Annotated in this window: 17 protein-coding genes and 1 pseudogene; 8 read left to right on the top strand and 10 right to left on the bottom strand. The window is 27.6% G+C overall.

The genetic code is table 11. The annotated features are described in order from the left end of the window. Positions 1-98 precede the first annotated feature (98 nt). From L8W57_RS00355 to L8W57_RS00380, 6 genes are all read left to right on the top strand, one after another. Complete coding sequence (locus L8W57_RS00355; RefSeq protein WP_263661808.1) at positions 99-2,039, top strand: VacB/RNase II family 3'-5' exoribonuclease; 1,941 nt, start codon at positions 99-101, stop codon at positions 2,037-2,039. After that, positions 2,032-2,997: a DNA polymerase III subunit delta gene (gene holA, locus L8W57_RS00360; protein WP_133318790.1), complete on the top strand. Its 966-nt coding sequence runs from the start codon at positions 2,032-2,034 to the stop codon at positions 2,995-2,997. Before L8W57_RS00355 ends, holA begins: the two co-directional genes overlap by 8 nt. Positions 2,998-3,087: 90 nt before the next feature. Next, positions 3,088-3,462 (top strand): 30S ribosomal protein S6, encoded by a 375-nt coding sequence (rpsF, locus tag L8W57_RS00365; protein WP_133318789.1) that lies wholly within the window; start codon positions 3,088-3,090, stop codon positions 3,460-3,462. 3 nt (positions 3,463-3,465) lie between these two features. Next, the gene (locus L8W57_RS00370) at positions 3,466-3,996 is read left to right on the top strand and encodes a single-stranded DNA-binding protein (protein WP_133318788.1); all 531 of its coding nucleotides are present in this window, start codon (positions 3,466-3,468) and stop codon (positions 3,994-3,996) included. 10 nt (positions 3,997-4,006) lie between these two features. Beyond that, the gene (rpsR, locus tag L8W57_RS00375) at positions 4,007-4,267 is read left to right on the top strand and encodes a 30S ribosomal protein S18 (RefSeq protein WP_039618521.1); all 261 of its coding nucleotides are present in this window, start codon (positions 4,007-4,009) and stop codon (positions 4,265-4,267) included. Between the two features lie 52 nt (positions 4,268-4,319). Further along, entirely contained in the window at positions 4,320-4,955 is a 636-nt protein-coding gene (locus tag L8W57_RS00380; RefSeq protein WP_133318787.1) for a MarC family protein, read from the top strand. Here L8W57_RS00380 and L8W57_RS00385 read toward each other — a convergent pair. Genes L8W57_RS00385 through fliW form a run of 5 tightly spaced genes read right to left on the bottom strand, consistent with a single transcriptional unit; the run spans position 4,948 to position 7,489 of the window. After that, a complete protein-coding gene (locus L8W57_RS00385) occupies positions 4,948-5,364 on the bottom strand; it encodes a hypothetical protein (RefSeq protein ID WP_263661809.1) in 417 nt (138 codons plus the stop codon). The genes L8W57_RS00380 and L8W57_RS00385 overlap by 8 nt on opposite strands. Next, positions 5,361-6,089 carry a prepilin-type N-terminal cleavage/methylation domain-containing protein gene (locus tag L8W57_RS00390; protein ID WP_263661810.1) on the bottom strand — a complete coding sequence of 243 codons (729 nt, stop codon included), beginning with the start codon at positions 6,087-6,089 and terminating at the stop codon, positions 5,361-5,363. The genes L8W57_RS00385 and L8W57_RS00390 overlap by 4 nt, the downstream gene beginning before the upstream one ends. Continuing rightward, positions 6,073-6,369, bottom strand: a complete 297-nt coding sequence (locus tag L8W57_RS00395) for a hypothetical protein (RefSeq protein ID WP_263661811.1) — start codon at positions 6,367-6,369, stop codon at positions 6,073-6,075. Before L8W57_RS00395 ends, L8W57_RS00390 begins: the two co-directional genes overlap by 17 nt. Further along, positions 6,366-7,094: a pyrroline-5-carboxylate reductase gene (locus L8W57_RS00400; protein ID WP_263661812.1), complete on the bottom strand. Its 729-nt coding sequence runs from the start codon at positions 7,092-7,094 to the stop codon at positions 6,366-6,368. The genes L8W57_RS00395 and L8W57_RS00400 overlap by 4 nt, the downstream gene beginning before the upstream one ends. After that, entirely contained in the window at positions 7,094-7,489 is a 396-nt protein-coding gene (fliW, locus tag L8W57_RS00405) for a flagellar assembly protein FliW (RefSeq protein WP_012661666.1), read from the bottom strand. Before fliW ends, L8W57_RS00400 begins: the two co-directional genes overlap by 1 nt. 175 nt (positions 7,490-7,664) lie before the next feature. Here fliW and bamD point away from each other — a divergent pair, with 175 nt between their 5' ends. Beyond that, positions 7,665-8,321, top strand: a complete 657-nt coding sequence (bamD, locus tag L8W57_RS00410) for an outer membrane protein assembly factor BamD (RefSeq protein ID WP_133318782.1) — start codon at positions 7,665-7,667, stop codon at positions 8,319-8,321. Further along, the gene (gene lon, locus L8W57_RS00415; protein WP_263661813.1) at positions 8,321-10,699 is read left to right on the top strand and encodes an endopeptidase La; all 2,379 of its coding nucleotides are present in this window, start codon (positions 8,321-8,323) and stop codon (positions 10,697-10,699) included. Before bamD ends, lon begins: the two co-directional genes overlap by 1 nt. Before the next feature lie 10 nt (positions 10,700-10,709). Here the strand turns inward: lon and L8W57_RS07895 are convergent. From L8W57_RS07895 to L8W57_RS00440, 5 genes and pseudogenes are all read right to left on the bottom strand, one after another. Beyond that, positions 10,710-11,381 (bottom strand): annotated as a pseudogene (locus L8W57_RS07895) (methyl-accepting chemotaxis protein); the annotation flags it as partial. A gap of 716 nt (positions 11,382-12,097) precedes the next feature. Further along, the gene (locus tag L8W57_RS00425; protein WP_263661814.1) at positions 12,098-12,589 is read right to left on the bottom strand and encodes a PAS domain-containing protein; all 492 of its coding nucleotides are present in this window, start codon (positions 12,587-12,589) and stop codon (positions 12,098-12,100) included. Positions 12,590-12,674: 85 nt separating this feature from the next. Then, the gene (locus L8W57_RS00430) at positions 12,675-13,166 is read right to left on the bottom strand and encodes a PAS domain-containing protein (RefSeq protein ID WP_133318778.1); all 492 of its coding nucleotides are present in this window, start codon (positions 13,164-13,166) and stop codon (positions 12,675-12,677) included. Between the two features lie 43 nt (positions 13,167-13,209). Beyond that, positions 13,210-14,421: a threonine ammonia-lyase gene (gene ilvA / locus L8W57_RS00435; RefSeq protein ID WP_133318777.1), complete on the bottom strand. Its 1,212-nt coding sequence runs from the start codon at positions 14,419-14,421 to the stop codon at positions 13,210-13,212. Then, the gene (locus L8W57_RS00440) at positions 14,418-14,786 is read right to left on the bottom strand and encodes a CoA-binding protein (RefSeq protein WP_243705625.1); all 369 of its coding nucleotides are present in this window, start codon (positions 14,784-14,786) and stop codon (positions 14,418-14,420) included. The genes ilvA and L8W57_RS00440 overlap by 4 nt, the downstream gene beginning before the upstream one ends. Positions 14,787-14,835: the final 49 nt, after the last annotated feature.

The following is a 14,835-nucleotide window of genomic DNA, read 5'->3' on the forward strand; positions in this document are numbered from 1 at the left end:
CTAAAATTAAAATTAAAGCAAAGATTATAACTAAAAAATATAAATTTAATCCTTTTATGATAAAATTTAAGTTTTGAAAAATTACTATAAAGAGTATTATGAAAGAATTATTTAATCAACTAAGCTATGGTCTAAATGCTGATGAAATTACCAATAAAAGCAAGCAAATCATTAGAGAGTTGCTAACTTGTGATATCATTAAATTTTATAAAAACAAATACTATTTAAAAGATGGCTTTACTTTTGGTAAGATTGATATTTCAGCTAATGGAACGGGATTTTTAGAAAGTTTTGATCCTGTTTTTAAGCGTGATTTGCTCATAGAAAATAAAAATTTAAAAGGAGCAAATTATGCTGACATAGTTGTGGCAAAATTACTTCCTCTTAAAAAAAAGCGTCCAAGTGCTAAAGTTATTTTAATACTTAAAAGAGCCCATGAAACTTCTTTGGTTATAACTAAAAAATACGGCGAAGCAGTCCTTGGAGTAAATATTCAAACAGGACTCACATGTGCCTTAAAAGCCTCTCAAAAATCCTTAAAAACTCTACCTTTAGGAACTATTTTAAAAATAGAAAATCATGATAATAATATCACTGAAGTGATAGGGCATATTGATGATGATTTTGTAGATGAAAAAATTTCCTTAGCACTTTTTAATAAAAATGCAGTTTTTGATAATTTATGTGAAAATGAAGCAAGAGCTTATGGAAATGAAGTTGATGCGAGCATGTATCCATCAAGAAAAGATCTTAGAAATTTAAATTTTTGTACCATTGATCCAATTGATGCAAAAGATTTTGATGATGCAATTTATTATGATAAAAATGAGCATGCTATTTATGTAGCCATAGCTGATGTAAGTGCTTATGTGCATGCTTATAGTGCCATTGATAAAGAAGCAAGATCAAGGGGTTTTTCGATTTATTTTCCTCATATTGCTATACCTATGTTACCAAGAGCTTTGAGTGAAAATATTTGCTCACTAAAACCTAATAAAGATAGATTAGCATTTTGTTTTAAAATAAGCTTAGATCAAAACAATGAAGTGATTAAAGAAGAGCTTTTTGAAGCTATTATCAACTCAAAACGCCGTTTTAATTACGATGAAGTTGATGAGTATTTACAAAAGCAAGAAGATTTAGGCGCAATCAATTGGCTTTATGAGGTTTTCAAAATCACTCAAAATTTACGAAAAAAACGATTAAAAAATGCTTGTGAGTTTAAAACCCAAGAGCTAAGAATGACTTTAGATGAAAATAATAAACTCATAAAAACACGCCTTGAAAATGACACTGCTTCGCATAATTTAATCGAAGATTGCATGCTTTTAGCTAATAAAGCTGCAGCAAAACTCATTGATATAGGAGTTTTTAGAAATCATTTAAGTCCTGATTATAAAAAAATAGATCAATTGCTAGCTGATCTTTCAACACTTAGTATAGATATTAATCCTAAAAATAATGTCATAGAATTATTTAAAGACATTCAAGTCTTAGCAAATGAGCTAAATATAAGAGAAGAAGTAGATAAGCTCATCATCAAAGCGCAAAAAAAGGCAGAATATTCTAGTGAAAATGCAGGGCATTTTGGCTTAGGTTTTGATAAATATACCCATTTTACAAGTCCTATTAGAAGATATTCTGATCTTATATTACATAGACTTTTAAAAGCTAAAATTAACAATGATGAAAAAATGTTTAATTATTTGCTTTTAAACATACAAAGTACTTGCGAGGAATTAAGCTTATTAGAAAGAGAAGCAGATAAAGTTGCTTGGCATTTCATGGATAGAAAATTTGCAAGATGGGCAAAAGAAAATATAGGAAAAAGATTTAAGGCTTTAGTGGTAGAAAATCAAAGTTCATTGCAAGTAAAATTAAATGATGAAATTAAGGGAGCTTTGATTACCATCATAGGTTCAAGGGCAAATTTATTAGAAAATATAGAAGTAGAAATCACTGAAGTAGATATTGTTAGTGCTAAAATTTTTGGCAAAATCACCAAGCATTTTAGTTTAGAAAGAAACCAAAATGTATAAAAATCAACTCCAAAGCTTACTTAATAGCAATAATTTTCCTAATTATTTCTTACTTTATGGAGCGGATAATTTCCAAATAGAGCTTTATACTAAATTTATTAAAGACAAATACTCTTTTGATGAGAGTTTAAGATTTTATTTTGAAGAATATGATTTTAAGCAAGCATATGATTATTTATCTAGCGCTTCCTTATTTAGCGAAAGAAAATTGCTAGAAATCAAAACTCAAAAGAAAATCCCAAGTAAAGAACTCAAGCAACTTTTACAGCTTTGTCAAAATTCGCAAGATAATTATTTTTTACTTGAAATTTATGATGAAAACTCCAAACAAAGTGAAGCGGAGAAAATTTTTGCTAATAATTTTTGTAGATTTTATAAAGTAAATTCAGCTAAGGAAGGCATGGAATTGCTAGCTTTAAAAGCTAAAGAATTAAATATTAACATTACTCAAAATGCCCTTTATACTCTTTTTTATAATTTTAATGAAAATTTATATTTAGCGGCTAATGAGTTAAATAAATTTAGTGGTCTAAATATCGATGAAAAAATCATCCAAGAGCATTGTTATAGTTTAAGTACTATTAGTTTTGAAAGTTTTTTTGATAAATTAATGCAAAAAAAAGATTTAAGGAATGAACTTGAAAGTATTTTAGAAAATTACAATGAAATAGTATTGATTAATGCCTTATATGCAAATTTTTCTAGACTTTTTAAAATTGCACTACATGTTAAAATTTATGGAAATTTAGACTTGAAAGAAATTTTAGGCTATGCTCCACCTATTTCTGTGGCACAAAATCTTCAAAAACAAGCTCTTATGATCAAAATATCACAATATAAAAATATCTTTCTGATACTTTGTAATTGCGAATATGAATTAAAAAAGAATTCTAAAATAGAAAAAAAAGAATTTTTAATCGCAACACTTTTACAACTTAGCTCCATATTAAAAAGTTAAATTAAGAAAACTTATGGTAAAATTAAATTTGCATTTTATGCAAAATCCTTGCCTAAAATTTTAGGCTTTATATCCATAAGGAGAAATTAAATGAGACATTATGAAGTTTTATTCATATTAAAACCAACACTTACAGAAGAAGAAGTAAGTGCTAAGTTGGAATTCGTAAAAGAAGTCCTTACAAAAAATGGCGCAGAAATTGAAAGCGTAGTTCCAATGGGAACAAGAAAACTTGCATACAAAATTAAAAAATATGAAAGAGGAACTTATTTTGTGATTTATTTCAAAGCTCCTACAAATTTAATAGCAGAGCTTGAAAGGGTATTAAGAATCACTGAAGAAGTAATCAGATTTTTAATCGTAAAATATGAAAATAAAAAAGAAATTGCAGCTTGGGAAAGACTAAGCAAGGGTATCAAACAAAATAAAAAAGAAATTAAAGCTAGTGAAAGTACAGAAGGCTAATTAATGTTTAATAAAGTCGTTTTAGTAGGGAATCTTACAAGGGACATAGAAATGCGTTATGCTCCATCAGGTAGCGCAATAGGCTCTTCTGCTATAGCTGTAACAAGAAGATTTAGTACAAATACAGGAGAAAAAAGAGAGGAAACCTGCTTTATCGACATTAGCTTTTTTGGAAGAACTGCAGAAATTGCTAATCAATACCTTAATAAAGGTAGTAAAATTTTAATCGAAGGTCGTTTGAGATTTGAGCAATGGAGCGATCAAAATGGACAAAACAGATCAAAACATAGTATTCAAGTTGAAAATTTAGAAATGCTGGGTTCAACTGTGCAAAATAATCAACAAAGTAATTTTGAAAATCAAAATTATGGTTATAATCAAAATTTTAATCAACAACAAAGCTTTGATCCTTATGCTCAAGTACAAACTAGAACAAATTCATCTAATAATACCTATCAAAATCCTCAAAAGGAAGCCCCTATGAAGGAAATTGATATTGATAAATATGATGATGATACAGAATTACCATTTTAAAGGAAAAAACATGGCAGAAAAAAGAAAATACTCACGCAAATATTGTAAATATACTGAAGCTAAAGTTGATTTTATAGACTATAAAGATACAGCATTGCTAAAACATGCTTTATCAGAAAGATTTAAAATTATGCCACGCCGTTTAACAGGTACTAGCAAAAAACACCAAGAAATGGTTGAAGTTGCTATTAAGCGTGCAAGACATGTAGCACTTATCCCTTATATCGTAGATAGAAAAGAAGTTGTTACTAATCCTTTTGAAGGACTATAATTATTAAATCAAACCCAAGCTTTTTAAGCTTGGGAAAATAAAAGGTTGTTTTATGTTTTCAGATATAGAATCTGAAATTTATGTTATTTTACTTGCATCCGTTGCTATTATAGCGGTTTTAAATCCTTTTGGAAATCTTCCACAATTTATTGCAATGACTGAAGGTTTAGATGCTGATACAAGAAAAAAACTTTTTAGAAATATCATTTACACTGCATTTTGTATTGTTTTAGTTTTTTTACTTTCTGGACCATTTATCATGAAATATTTATTTAAAATAGATATTAATGATTTACGAGTTGCAGGTGGTTTGATTTTAATCATTATGAGTACAAAAAATCTACTTTTCACCCCATCAAGCACTCAATTTCAACACTATCAAGGATTAAGCCACAAAGAATTATTAAAAAAAAGTATAGTACCAATGGCATTTCCTATGCTTGTAGGACCTGGAACACTTTCTACCATAGTAGTTATTTCAGAAGATCAAAATTTAGCTATAGCCATAGCTTCTGTATTACTTACTTTTGCTTTTATTTTTGCCTTATTTCACTTTTCAGCTACTATTGAAAAAGTTATCGGTAAGCTTGTGCTTTATGTTTTTTCACGCATTGCTTTAGTTTTTATTATGGCTATGGGAGTAAAAATGATAGCTATTGGAATTCAAACTTACATTCAATCTACCTAGGATAAATAAAAAAACTTTTTTGCAAAAACACTTCTTCATTTACTGCTTTATTAGTATTTAACAACACACTAATATTTACCGCTACAATACTTTTTGCATGAATATACTTTGCAATTAATTTATTATTTTTACATTCACCCAAAGGATAAGCATAATCAATTCGTATTTTTGTATTATTATATTCAAAATTATATTCACTTAAGCATTCTTTACCCTCCAAATAGGCTTGATATAAAAAATATTTAGCAAACTCTTTAGCATCATGAAGTAAAATATTTCCTTGAGTATAAAGCGTTAAATCTTTCATAATTCTTGGTGGATATGAAGAAATTTTTATTATAAACGCCATAATAAAAGAAATAAATAAAATAAAAAATATTGTATATATCATTGCAAATGATTTTTTCACAAAAGCATCCATTTATCTAAACATCTATTTTGAGTATTACTGCAAATTGTAATTTTTAATAACTCGCCATCATGCTTGAAAATAAGTTTTGAAATATTTTGAGCTAATAAAAATACTTGTTTGTTATGATTTAAATCATCAATTTGCATATAAATATTTTTATTTTTCAAATACACCTTAATATAAGCATATAAAATAGTATAAAATCCGCTAAAACTCTCATCAAAAAAATTGATTTTTTCTCTATCATCAACTAATATTTTATAGATTTTTGAATTTTTTATATCATAAATATACATATAATCACTAGTATATATTTTCAACTTCTTCATACTATGCATATCTTTATAATTGCTCAAAATTCCTTCAGAAATTCCATTTTCTATAAAATGCAAATTACTTTTTGGGCTAAAAAAACTTTCATTATTTTCTAAAATAATACCACTGAAGTTTAATTTTTTTAATGACAAATCATAAAAAATATCATCATTTGCACTCATATAACACTCAAAAGAATTACTTGTAAATATTGCATTCAAGCAAGAATTATAAATTTTCTCCATGCTAAGTAAAGCTTGATTTAAATCAAAAAATATTTCACTAGATTTTTTAACATTAAAACTATAATTATAAATATACATAGCTGGATTAATTAAAATAGTAATCAAAATACCCAAAATAACAAGGCTTAACGCAAGTTCCAATAAACTAAAAGCCTTTTTCATCTACAAAAGCTTCTTTATAGGATAAATCTTTTATTTTTAAAGATTTGAGTTTAAATTCATCACTAGTGTATTCTAAAAAGTTGTAAGTATTTATATTTATCTCTTTTGCTTTATATAAAGGAATTTTCTTTAGCAATTCTTTTTCTTCATTAAAAAGGGTTTGATTTTGCCATATAACATTTAAAGATTTATTTGCAAATACAAGATAATAAGATCCAAAAATAAAAGATAAAATTACAATACAAAAAGCAAGCTCTAGGAGACTAAAAGCTTGCTTCATTTATTTAAACTTGCATTAAAAGCTTCAAAAAAGGCACCGCGCAAAGCTCTTTTTTCCAAAGCTTCAATTCCTTTTATAGTTACTCCTGCTGGAGAACAAATTTTTTCTTTAATAATAGCAGGATGAGCATGATTAAACAAAGCACTAAAGCTTTCAAAACTTGCACGAGTAAGCTCATAACTAAGCTCATTTTTTAAACCATTTTTCACACCTGCATTAGCTAAACTTTCTGCTACCAAAGCCAAAAATGCAGGAGCACAACCACTCAAAACCATAGCTATATCAAATTCTTTTTCATTTTGCAAACTTATGGCTTTACCAAAAGTATTTAGCAAAGATAAAATTTCATCTTTAAATAAATCTTTTTCCATTAAATAAGCAGTTGTAGAAGCTTTAAATTCGGCTGCTGTATTTGGCATAATTTTCACATAATTTTGTGCATCAATACAATGAAGCCACTCAAAAGTAGTGTTTGCTAAAACCGAAATAAGCCATCTTGCCTTGCCTTTTAATTTAACAGCTACTTCTTCTAATGCATAAGGTTTAAAAGCCAAAATAATATTTTTATTATCCATATCAAACTCATCATACGATAATACTTTTAAATTTAAACCACTGGCTTTTTTTAAATCCCTAGCAACAATAACTACTTTATAAGTATCCTCTAAACCTTTAGCTATAGCACTTGCCATAGCACCATTTCCTAAAATATAAATTTCAGACATTATTTTGTTTGTTTAATAAAAGCTGAAATCTTTTCAGACTGAAAATAATTAGGATATTTGCTTGTATCTAAAATCACTTGCACTAAAGAGTTATTATCATAATTCATCACAACAGGTGCTAAAAAATTTACCGTAGATTCTTCTAATGGCTCATTAATAGCCACTATAACAAACACACCAAAATTAGTTTGCTCATTTAAAGCTAATAATTCTTGATAATAATCAGGCACTTCAAAATCATAATCAGGACGGATCATATAAGGATCAATCATCACAAAAGAAAAATCTTTACCATCAAGGCTTTTAAGTCTATAAAAAACCTCGTCTATTTTATAAAAATTCATATTTTTGGTATCTTCAAAACCTAAAATAGGACATTTAACTTCTAAGTTCATCTTGCCTCCTAAAATCTATTAACTAAGAAATTACAACTCATTAAGCAATTTTAGTTCCAATTTTAAAAATTACACTAATTAAGAGTTTTTGACTATAATTTTAGTTTTAAAAATTAACAATTTCATAAACATAAAAACATTATAATTACAATTATTAAATTTATAAGGTAACACAATGAAAAAACTTTTTATTTTTTCACTTATTATTGCAGGTTTATTTTTAGGAGCATGTAGCTCGAAAAAAGCTGAAGATTTATATAATCTAAGTTCTATGGAATGGTATCAACAAATTATAAAAGATTTACAAGAAAAAAATCTTGAAGCAGCTGATAAACACTATACTTCAATGGCAGGTGAGCATATTGCTGATCCATTATTAGAACAAACTTTACTTATATTAGCTCAAGCTCATATTAGTGAAGAAGAATATGAAATGGCAAATTTTTATCTTGATGAATATTTAAACAAATTTGGTGATTCTAAAAATGTAGCTTATATAAGATATTTAAAAATCAAAGCTAAATTTGACTCTTTTGCTGTTCCAAATCGTAACCAAGCTTTAATGCTAAAAACAATAGAAGAAATCAAAGAATATAATCAAAACTATCCTAATGTACAATATAATGATTTAATCGATACTATGCTAACTAAATTTAATCTTGCGGTTTTTTACCTTGATACAAGTATAGCAGAGTTATATCAGAAAAAAAACAGAGAGCAAAGCTATGAGATTTATAAGCAAAAAATCGAAAATTCCGATTTTAATAAAATCGATATGATTAAACCAGAACTTCCATGGTATAGAAAAATATTTGAAGAAGGTATAATGTAATGAAATTAGAAAATACTCAAAACTATCCAACAAAACTTCCCATTCTTGTAGAAGATGAGCTTTTTTTATACCCTTTTATGATAACACCTATTTTTTTAAATGATATGCAAAATATTAAAGCCTTAGATACCGCTTTACAAAATGAAAGTATGATTTTTGTGGCACCATCAAAAATTGAAGGTGGGCGTGGCTTTGATGATATATATGATTGTGGTGTCATTGGGAGTATTATGAGAAAAGTTCCACTGCCTGATGGTAGGATAAAAATTTTATTCCAAGGATATGCAAAAGCCAAGATTGTTGAGAGAATTTCGGATGATCCTTTATATGCTTTAGTTGATTTAATTCATCAAGAGCCAATTTGCAATACAAAAAAAGAAGCTATTATAGAAGTAGTTAGAGAAAAAGCAAAAGCTTTATCGATTGTGAGTCATTATTTTCCACCTGATCTTTTAAGAACTATAGAAGAAGATGTCGAGCCTAGCAGAATTTGTGATCTAATATTAAATTCTATTAAAATCAAAAAACAACAAGCTTATGAATTTTTTATCGAAACTAATTTAGAAACCAAGCTTTTAAATTTAATTGATTATTTAGCTAAAGAAATTGAAGCAAATAAAATCCAAAAAGAAATCAAAAATAAAGTTCATTCTAAAATTGACAAGGTTAATAAAGAATACTTTTTAAAAGAACAACTCAAACAAATTCAAAGAGAGCTTGGAAGCGATATACAAAAAGAAAGCGAAGTAGAGGAATATAATAAAAAATTAGAAAAGAAAAAAGCTTTTATGTATGAAGAGGCTTATAAAGAAATCAAAAAGCAAATTCAAAAATATGAAAGAATTCATCAAGATAATTCAGAAGCTTCTATGGTGCAAACTTACATAGAAACGGTTTTAGATATACCTTTTGAGCACTCCTCAAAGAAAAAACTAAATTTAAAAGATGTATCTTTACAACTCAATAGTGATCACTATGCTCTAGAAAAACCAAAAGAGCGTATTGAAGAATACTTTGCAGTTAAAGAACTTTTAGAAAAACGCAAGATTAAAGATAGAGATGGTGCAAAAGTTATCTTGTGCTTAGTTGGCCCTCCTGGTGTTGGCAAGACTTCTTTAGCAAATTCAGTCGCAAAGGCATTAAAAAGAGAGTTAGTGCGCATAGCTTTAGGTGGTTTAGAAGATGTTAATGAACTAAGAGGACATAGAAGAACCTATATAGGAGCTATGCCAGGACGCATTATACAAGGACTTATAGAAGCAAAACAAAGTAACCCAGTAGTTGTGCTTGATGAGATTGATAAACTAAGTCACAATCATAGAGGAGATCCAAGTGCAGTTTTACTTGAAATCTTAGATCCTGAACAAAATACTAAATTTAGAGATTATTATCTAAATTTCAACATCGATTTAAGCAAAATCATTTTCATAGCTACTGCAAATGATGCAAGTTTAATTCCACCTGCTCTAAAAGATAGAATGGAATTTATAGAACTTAGCTCTTACACCCCTCAAGAGAAATTCCAAATAGCCAAAAACTATCTCATACCTGATGAAATAAAAAAACATGGATTAAAAAAAGAAGAAATAAGCTTTAGTGATGATGCTATAGAATTAATAGTAAATGAATATACTAGAGAATCAGGTGTAAGAAATTTAAGAAGAAAAATTGCTGAAATTTGTAGAAAATGTGTTAAAAAACTTCTTTTAGAAAAAGATATTAAAAATATTGAAATTAATGATAAAAATTTAAAAGATTTTTTAAGCAAAAAAGTTTTTGAAATAGAAAAGCACGAAAAAGAAAATAAAATCGGACAGGTAAATGGACTTGCTTGGACTGCAGTAGGTGGAGATGTATTGAAAATCGAAGCCATTAAAATCAAAGGCAAGGGTGATCTAACTTTAACAGGGAGCTTAGGTGATGTAATGAAAGAATCAGCAAAAATTGCTCAAAGTCTTGTTAAGAATTTAATCGATGATGAACAAATTAAAGTCTCAAAGAAACTTTTCTACAAAGAAGATGAAAACATATATAATCAATATAATCTTCACATTCATGTACCAGATGGAGCCACTCCAAAAGACGGACCAAGTGCAGGTATAACTATTACCACAGCCATTGCTTCTATTTTTAGCGACAAGAAAGTAAAATCAAATGTTGCAATGACTGGAGAAATTGATCTAATGGGCAATGTTTTACCAATAGGTGGTTTAAAAGAAAAACTTATTGCTGCTTATAAAGCTGATATTAAAACAGCCATTATCCCACATAAAAACTATGAAAGAGATTTAAAAGATATTCCTGAAGAAGTAGTAAAAAATATGAAAATTATTGGGGTAAAAAATTTACAAGAAGTTTTAAAAATAGCTCTTATCTAAATTAGAAGCTTTAAGCTTCTAATTTATCTATAATAGCTTTACTTTCTCTTTCTAAATTTTGTATATCTTCTATAATACAATCATAATCCTCTTTAGAAATGCTTTCCTTTTTAGAAAGCTTCACTGCTTTGTTAGCTACATTTTGAATAAATTCACTTTTAGACTCTAATTCTTTAGGAGGAATTAAAGGACAGAAAATGCTTTTTGCATCTTCATCTTTACATAAAGTTGAAATAGGATCTAGATTTTGAAGATTTTCTTGAGAACCATTTAGAGTTAAATAAACATCAGATTTATATAATATATGATCTATTTTCATAGCAGAAAGAGTTAAATCAGATGCAAAATTAACAAAATCTTCTCCTAAATGCAAACTCTTTCCTTCAAGATCTTTAAAAGCTTGGCTAAAATCTAAAATTTTAGCATCAGAAGAACTAGCTATACCATAAACCTTCTCACTATTTTCTTGTATTAAGCCTATTTCTTGATTCATTACTTGAATTGCTAAAGTAATTTCACCTGTTGCTTTTTGTGTTTTTTCAGCAAGTTGTCTTACTTCATCTGCAACTACCGCAAAACCTCTACCATGCTCTCCCGCACGAGCTGCCTCAATAGCTGCATTTAAAGCAAGTAGGTTAGTTTGATCTGCAATATCCCTAATTACTTCAACAATCGCATTGATGTTTTGAGAATTTGAAGCAAAAGTATCAACAGCATTTTTACTTTCATTGGCTACTTGCATCATAAAACCAATTGATTCTTGTAAGCCACCAATCTCGATACCATTTTTTTGCGCTGTATTAGAAATAACTTTAATATCACCAAAAACTTTCCTCATAAGTTTAATGATAGCATTTAAATCTGTAGATAATTTTAATAAATTTTTATTTTGACTATTTAAACTCAAGTCCATAAGTTCTCTTGATAAAGCATTCTTAAACACCAATTTTCCAGTTTTTTCTATCTCATCCAAAGCTTTATTAATAAAGTTAATATTATGAACAAAAATACCTTTTAAACCTTCAGGGATAGCTCTTCTAAAATATTCACCTTTTTGAGAACAAGCAATTGAAGTATTTATCTCTCTTAAATAAGCCTCTAAACCATCTATTGTGTTATTAAGATTATCAGCAATTTCTTTTAATTTTTTATTAGTACATTTAATATATACAATTCTTGAATCAAAATTACCATTTTTTAACTCTCTACTAAGATGTAAAATCTTATCACTAAATTGTTCTTCTTTTTTTAAAATAAACAATCCATATATAAATAAACAAAACAAAACTAAAAAGAAACCTAAAGAAATAAACTCTGCATAAAGCAAAGAATTAATACAGGCTACTATGCTTAAAACTATACCAAGAAACAAAATATTTTTCATAAGAAATCCTTTTTTTATTTTTGAATTTTCATCATTAGTTCATTATAGGTCATCCCATAAGATTTTACTATTGCTTTTAACTCCTCTATTCCAGATTTAATACCACCATCTTTTTCTTTCAACAAAAGAACTTTATAAATTTCTTCTATTGTTTTGATAGCATCAACATTAGGTTTTCTTCTAACTGAATAATAATTTAAAATGCTTCCATTTTCATCACATGAAGCAGTTACATTAGCAAAAACCCAATAATAATCATTATATTTTGTTTTATTTTTTACAAAAGCAAAAATTTCTTTTTTAAGCTGAATGTTATCCCATAAATATTTAAAAACCGTTCTTGGCATATCAGGATGACGCATAATACTGTGAGGTTTGTATAAAATTTCATCAATTTTATAATCAGAATATCTCAAAAAATCCTCATTTGCATAAATAATCTCACCTTTTAAATTAGTTTTTGATGTTATTAAAACATCCGAGGTTAGAATTTTTTCTGAAGACATGACACAATCTCCTTAGTTTAAAATTAAAAAGAGAGTGATTATATCTTAATACAAAATAATAATTTATAAACAAAATTTATCAAATTCATCTTTGAAGCTCTAAAATTAATTGATTATAACTCATACCATAAGAATTAACTATCTTAACAAGTTCATCCACTCCGGCTTTTATACCATCTTTTTCTTCTATTTCTAAAAGAATTTTATAAACTTGCTCTATGGTTGATATTGCCTCTCTTTTAGGTTTTCTTCTAACTGAATAATAATTTATAATATTTCCTTGTTCATCAAAAGAAGCTGTAACATTAGTAAAAACCCAATAATAATCATTTTGTTTGGTTTTATTTTTAACAAAAGCAAAAATTTCTTTTCCATCTTGTATATAATCCCATAAACATTTAAAAACAGTTTTTGGCATATCAGGATGACGCACAATATTATGAGGTTTATATAAAATTTCCTCCATTTTATAACCCGCATATTTTAAAAAATCATCATTAGCATAAATAATATCCCCTTTTAAATCTGTCTTAGAGGTTATTAATGTATCTGGTTCTAAAATTTTTTCTTGCGACATTTTTTTCCTTATAATTTATTTACAAAATATTATATTTCATTTATCATAAAATTTCATTGAAATTAAAACCTTTGTCATAAAGTATCTTTCTGACTAATTCTTGATGTTCTTTTCCTTTTGTTTCCAAAGTAATTGAAATCATCGCATCACCATATTCTAGCTTAGTGGAAAATCTATCATAATCAATTTTAACTATATTAGCTTGAGCTTCTTTTATAGCATCACTCAAAGTACTCAAAGCTCCTGGTTTATCAACCAAAGTAACATTGATAAGCATTTTTCTAAAAGCTTTAAACAAACCTTTTTCTATGATAATATTTAACATTTGTACATCAATATTTCCACCGCTTAAAATCACGCCTACTTTTTTATGATTTTTTAAATCTATTTTTTTATGTAAAAGTGCAGCAACTGCTGATACTCCAGCACCTTCAACTGTGATTTTATGTTTTTCAAGTAAATATAACACCGCATTAGCTATTTCTTCATCATCAACTTGAATAAAATCATCAACACATTCAAGAATAATATCAAAATTAATTTTATTTACATCACGCACCGCAATACCATCAGCTATGGTTCTCACAGCCTTTGAATTGATTATTTTTTTACTTTTAAAACTCTCATACATAGCAGGAGCTCCTTTAGCACTCACTCCAATAACTTTTATATTAGGATTAATCTGCTTAGCAGCACTCGCCACTCCACTAATCAAACCTCCCCCACCAACTGGAGCTAAAATCATATCTAAATCACTTATTTCATCAAGCATTTCAAGCATTAAAGTACCCTGCCCTGCTATAATACTTTCATTTTCAAAAGGATGAATAAAATTTAAATGATGTTCTTTAGCATAATTTAACGCATAAGCATAAGCCTCATCAAAATCATCTCCTTTTAAAATCACTTTTGCACCTAAATTTTTAGTCGCACTTACTTTTAGCAAAGGTGTAGCTTCAGGCATAACAATCACAGCTTCTATCCCAAATTTTTTAGCACTAATTGCAACTCCTTGTGCATGATTTCCAGCGCTTGCAGCTATTACACCTGCTTGCTTTTGTTCTTTACTTAAATTAGCAATAGCATTATAAGCACCTCTGATTTTATAAGCACCTGTTTTTTGTAAATTTTCACATTTTAGAAAAACATCAGTATCTAAAAACTCACTTAAAAAAGAAGAGTGCACCAAAGGGGTTTTTAATACAAAATCTGCAATTTTTTGCTTTGCTTGATAAATTTTATTTAACTCAATCATGATTTACCTTTTTTATCTAATTCTACTTTAATACAACGATCTTGAACACAATTTATATCAAATTTTTTACATTTTTGCATTATTTCATCGTTAATAATACCAAGTTGCATCCAAAAATTTTTAACATTTTTAGCTAAAAGATCTTCAAAAATTTCATTTGCGTAACTTGCTTTTCTAAACATTACAACCGTGTCGATTTCAAAAGGAATTTCCCTTAAATTTCTATAAACTTTCTCGTTTAAAATAAAATCTTCTTTAGGATAGATAGGATAAATTGTATAAGATAAATCTTGTAAATATTTGCTTACAAAATACGAAGGTTTTTCTTGATTAGGACTAAGTCCTATAATGGCGATATTTTTCATAGAACTTAGTATTTTATGAGTATCACACAATGCTTTTTCCTTATTTTTA

This window comes from Campylobacter sp. IFREMER_LSEM_CL1890 (assembly GCF_025772045.1).
Taxonomy (GTDB): domain Bacteria; phylum Campylobacterota; class Campylobacteria; order Campylobacterales; family Campylobacteraceae; genus Campylobacter_D; species Campylobacter_D lari_D.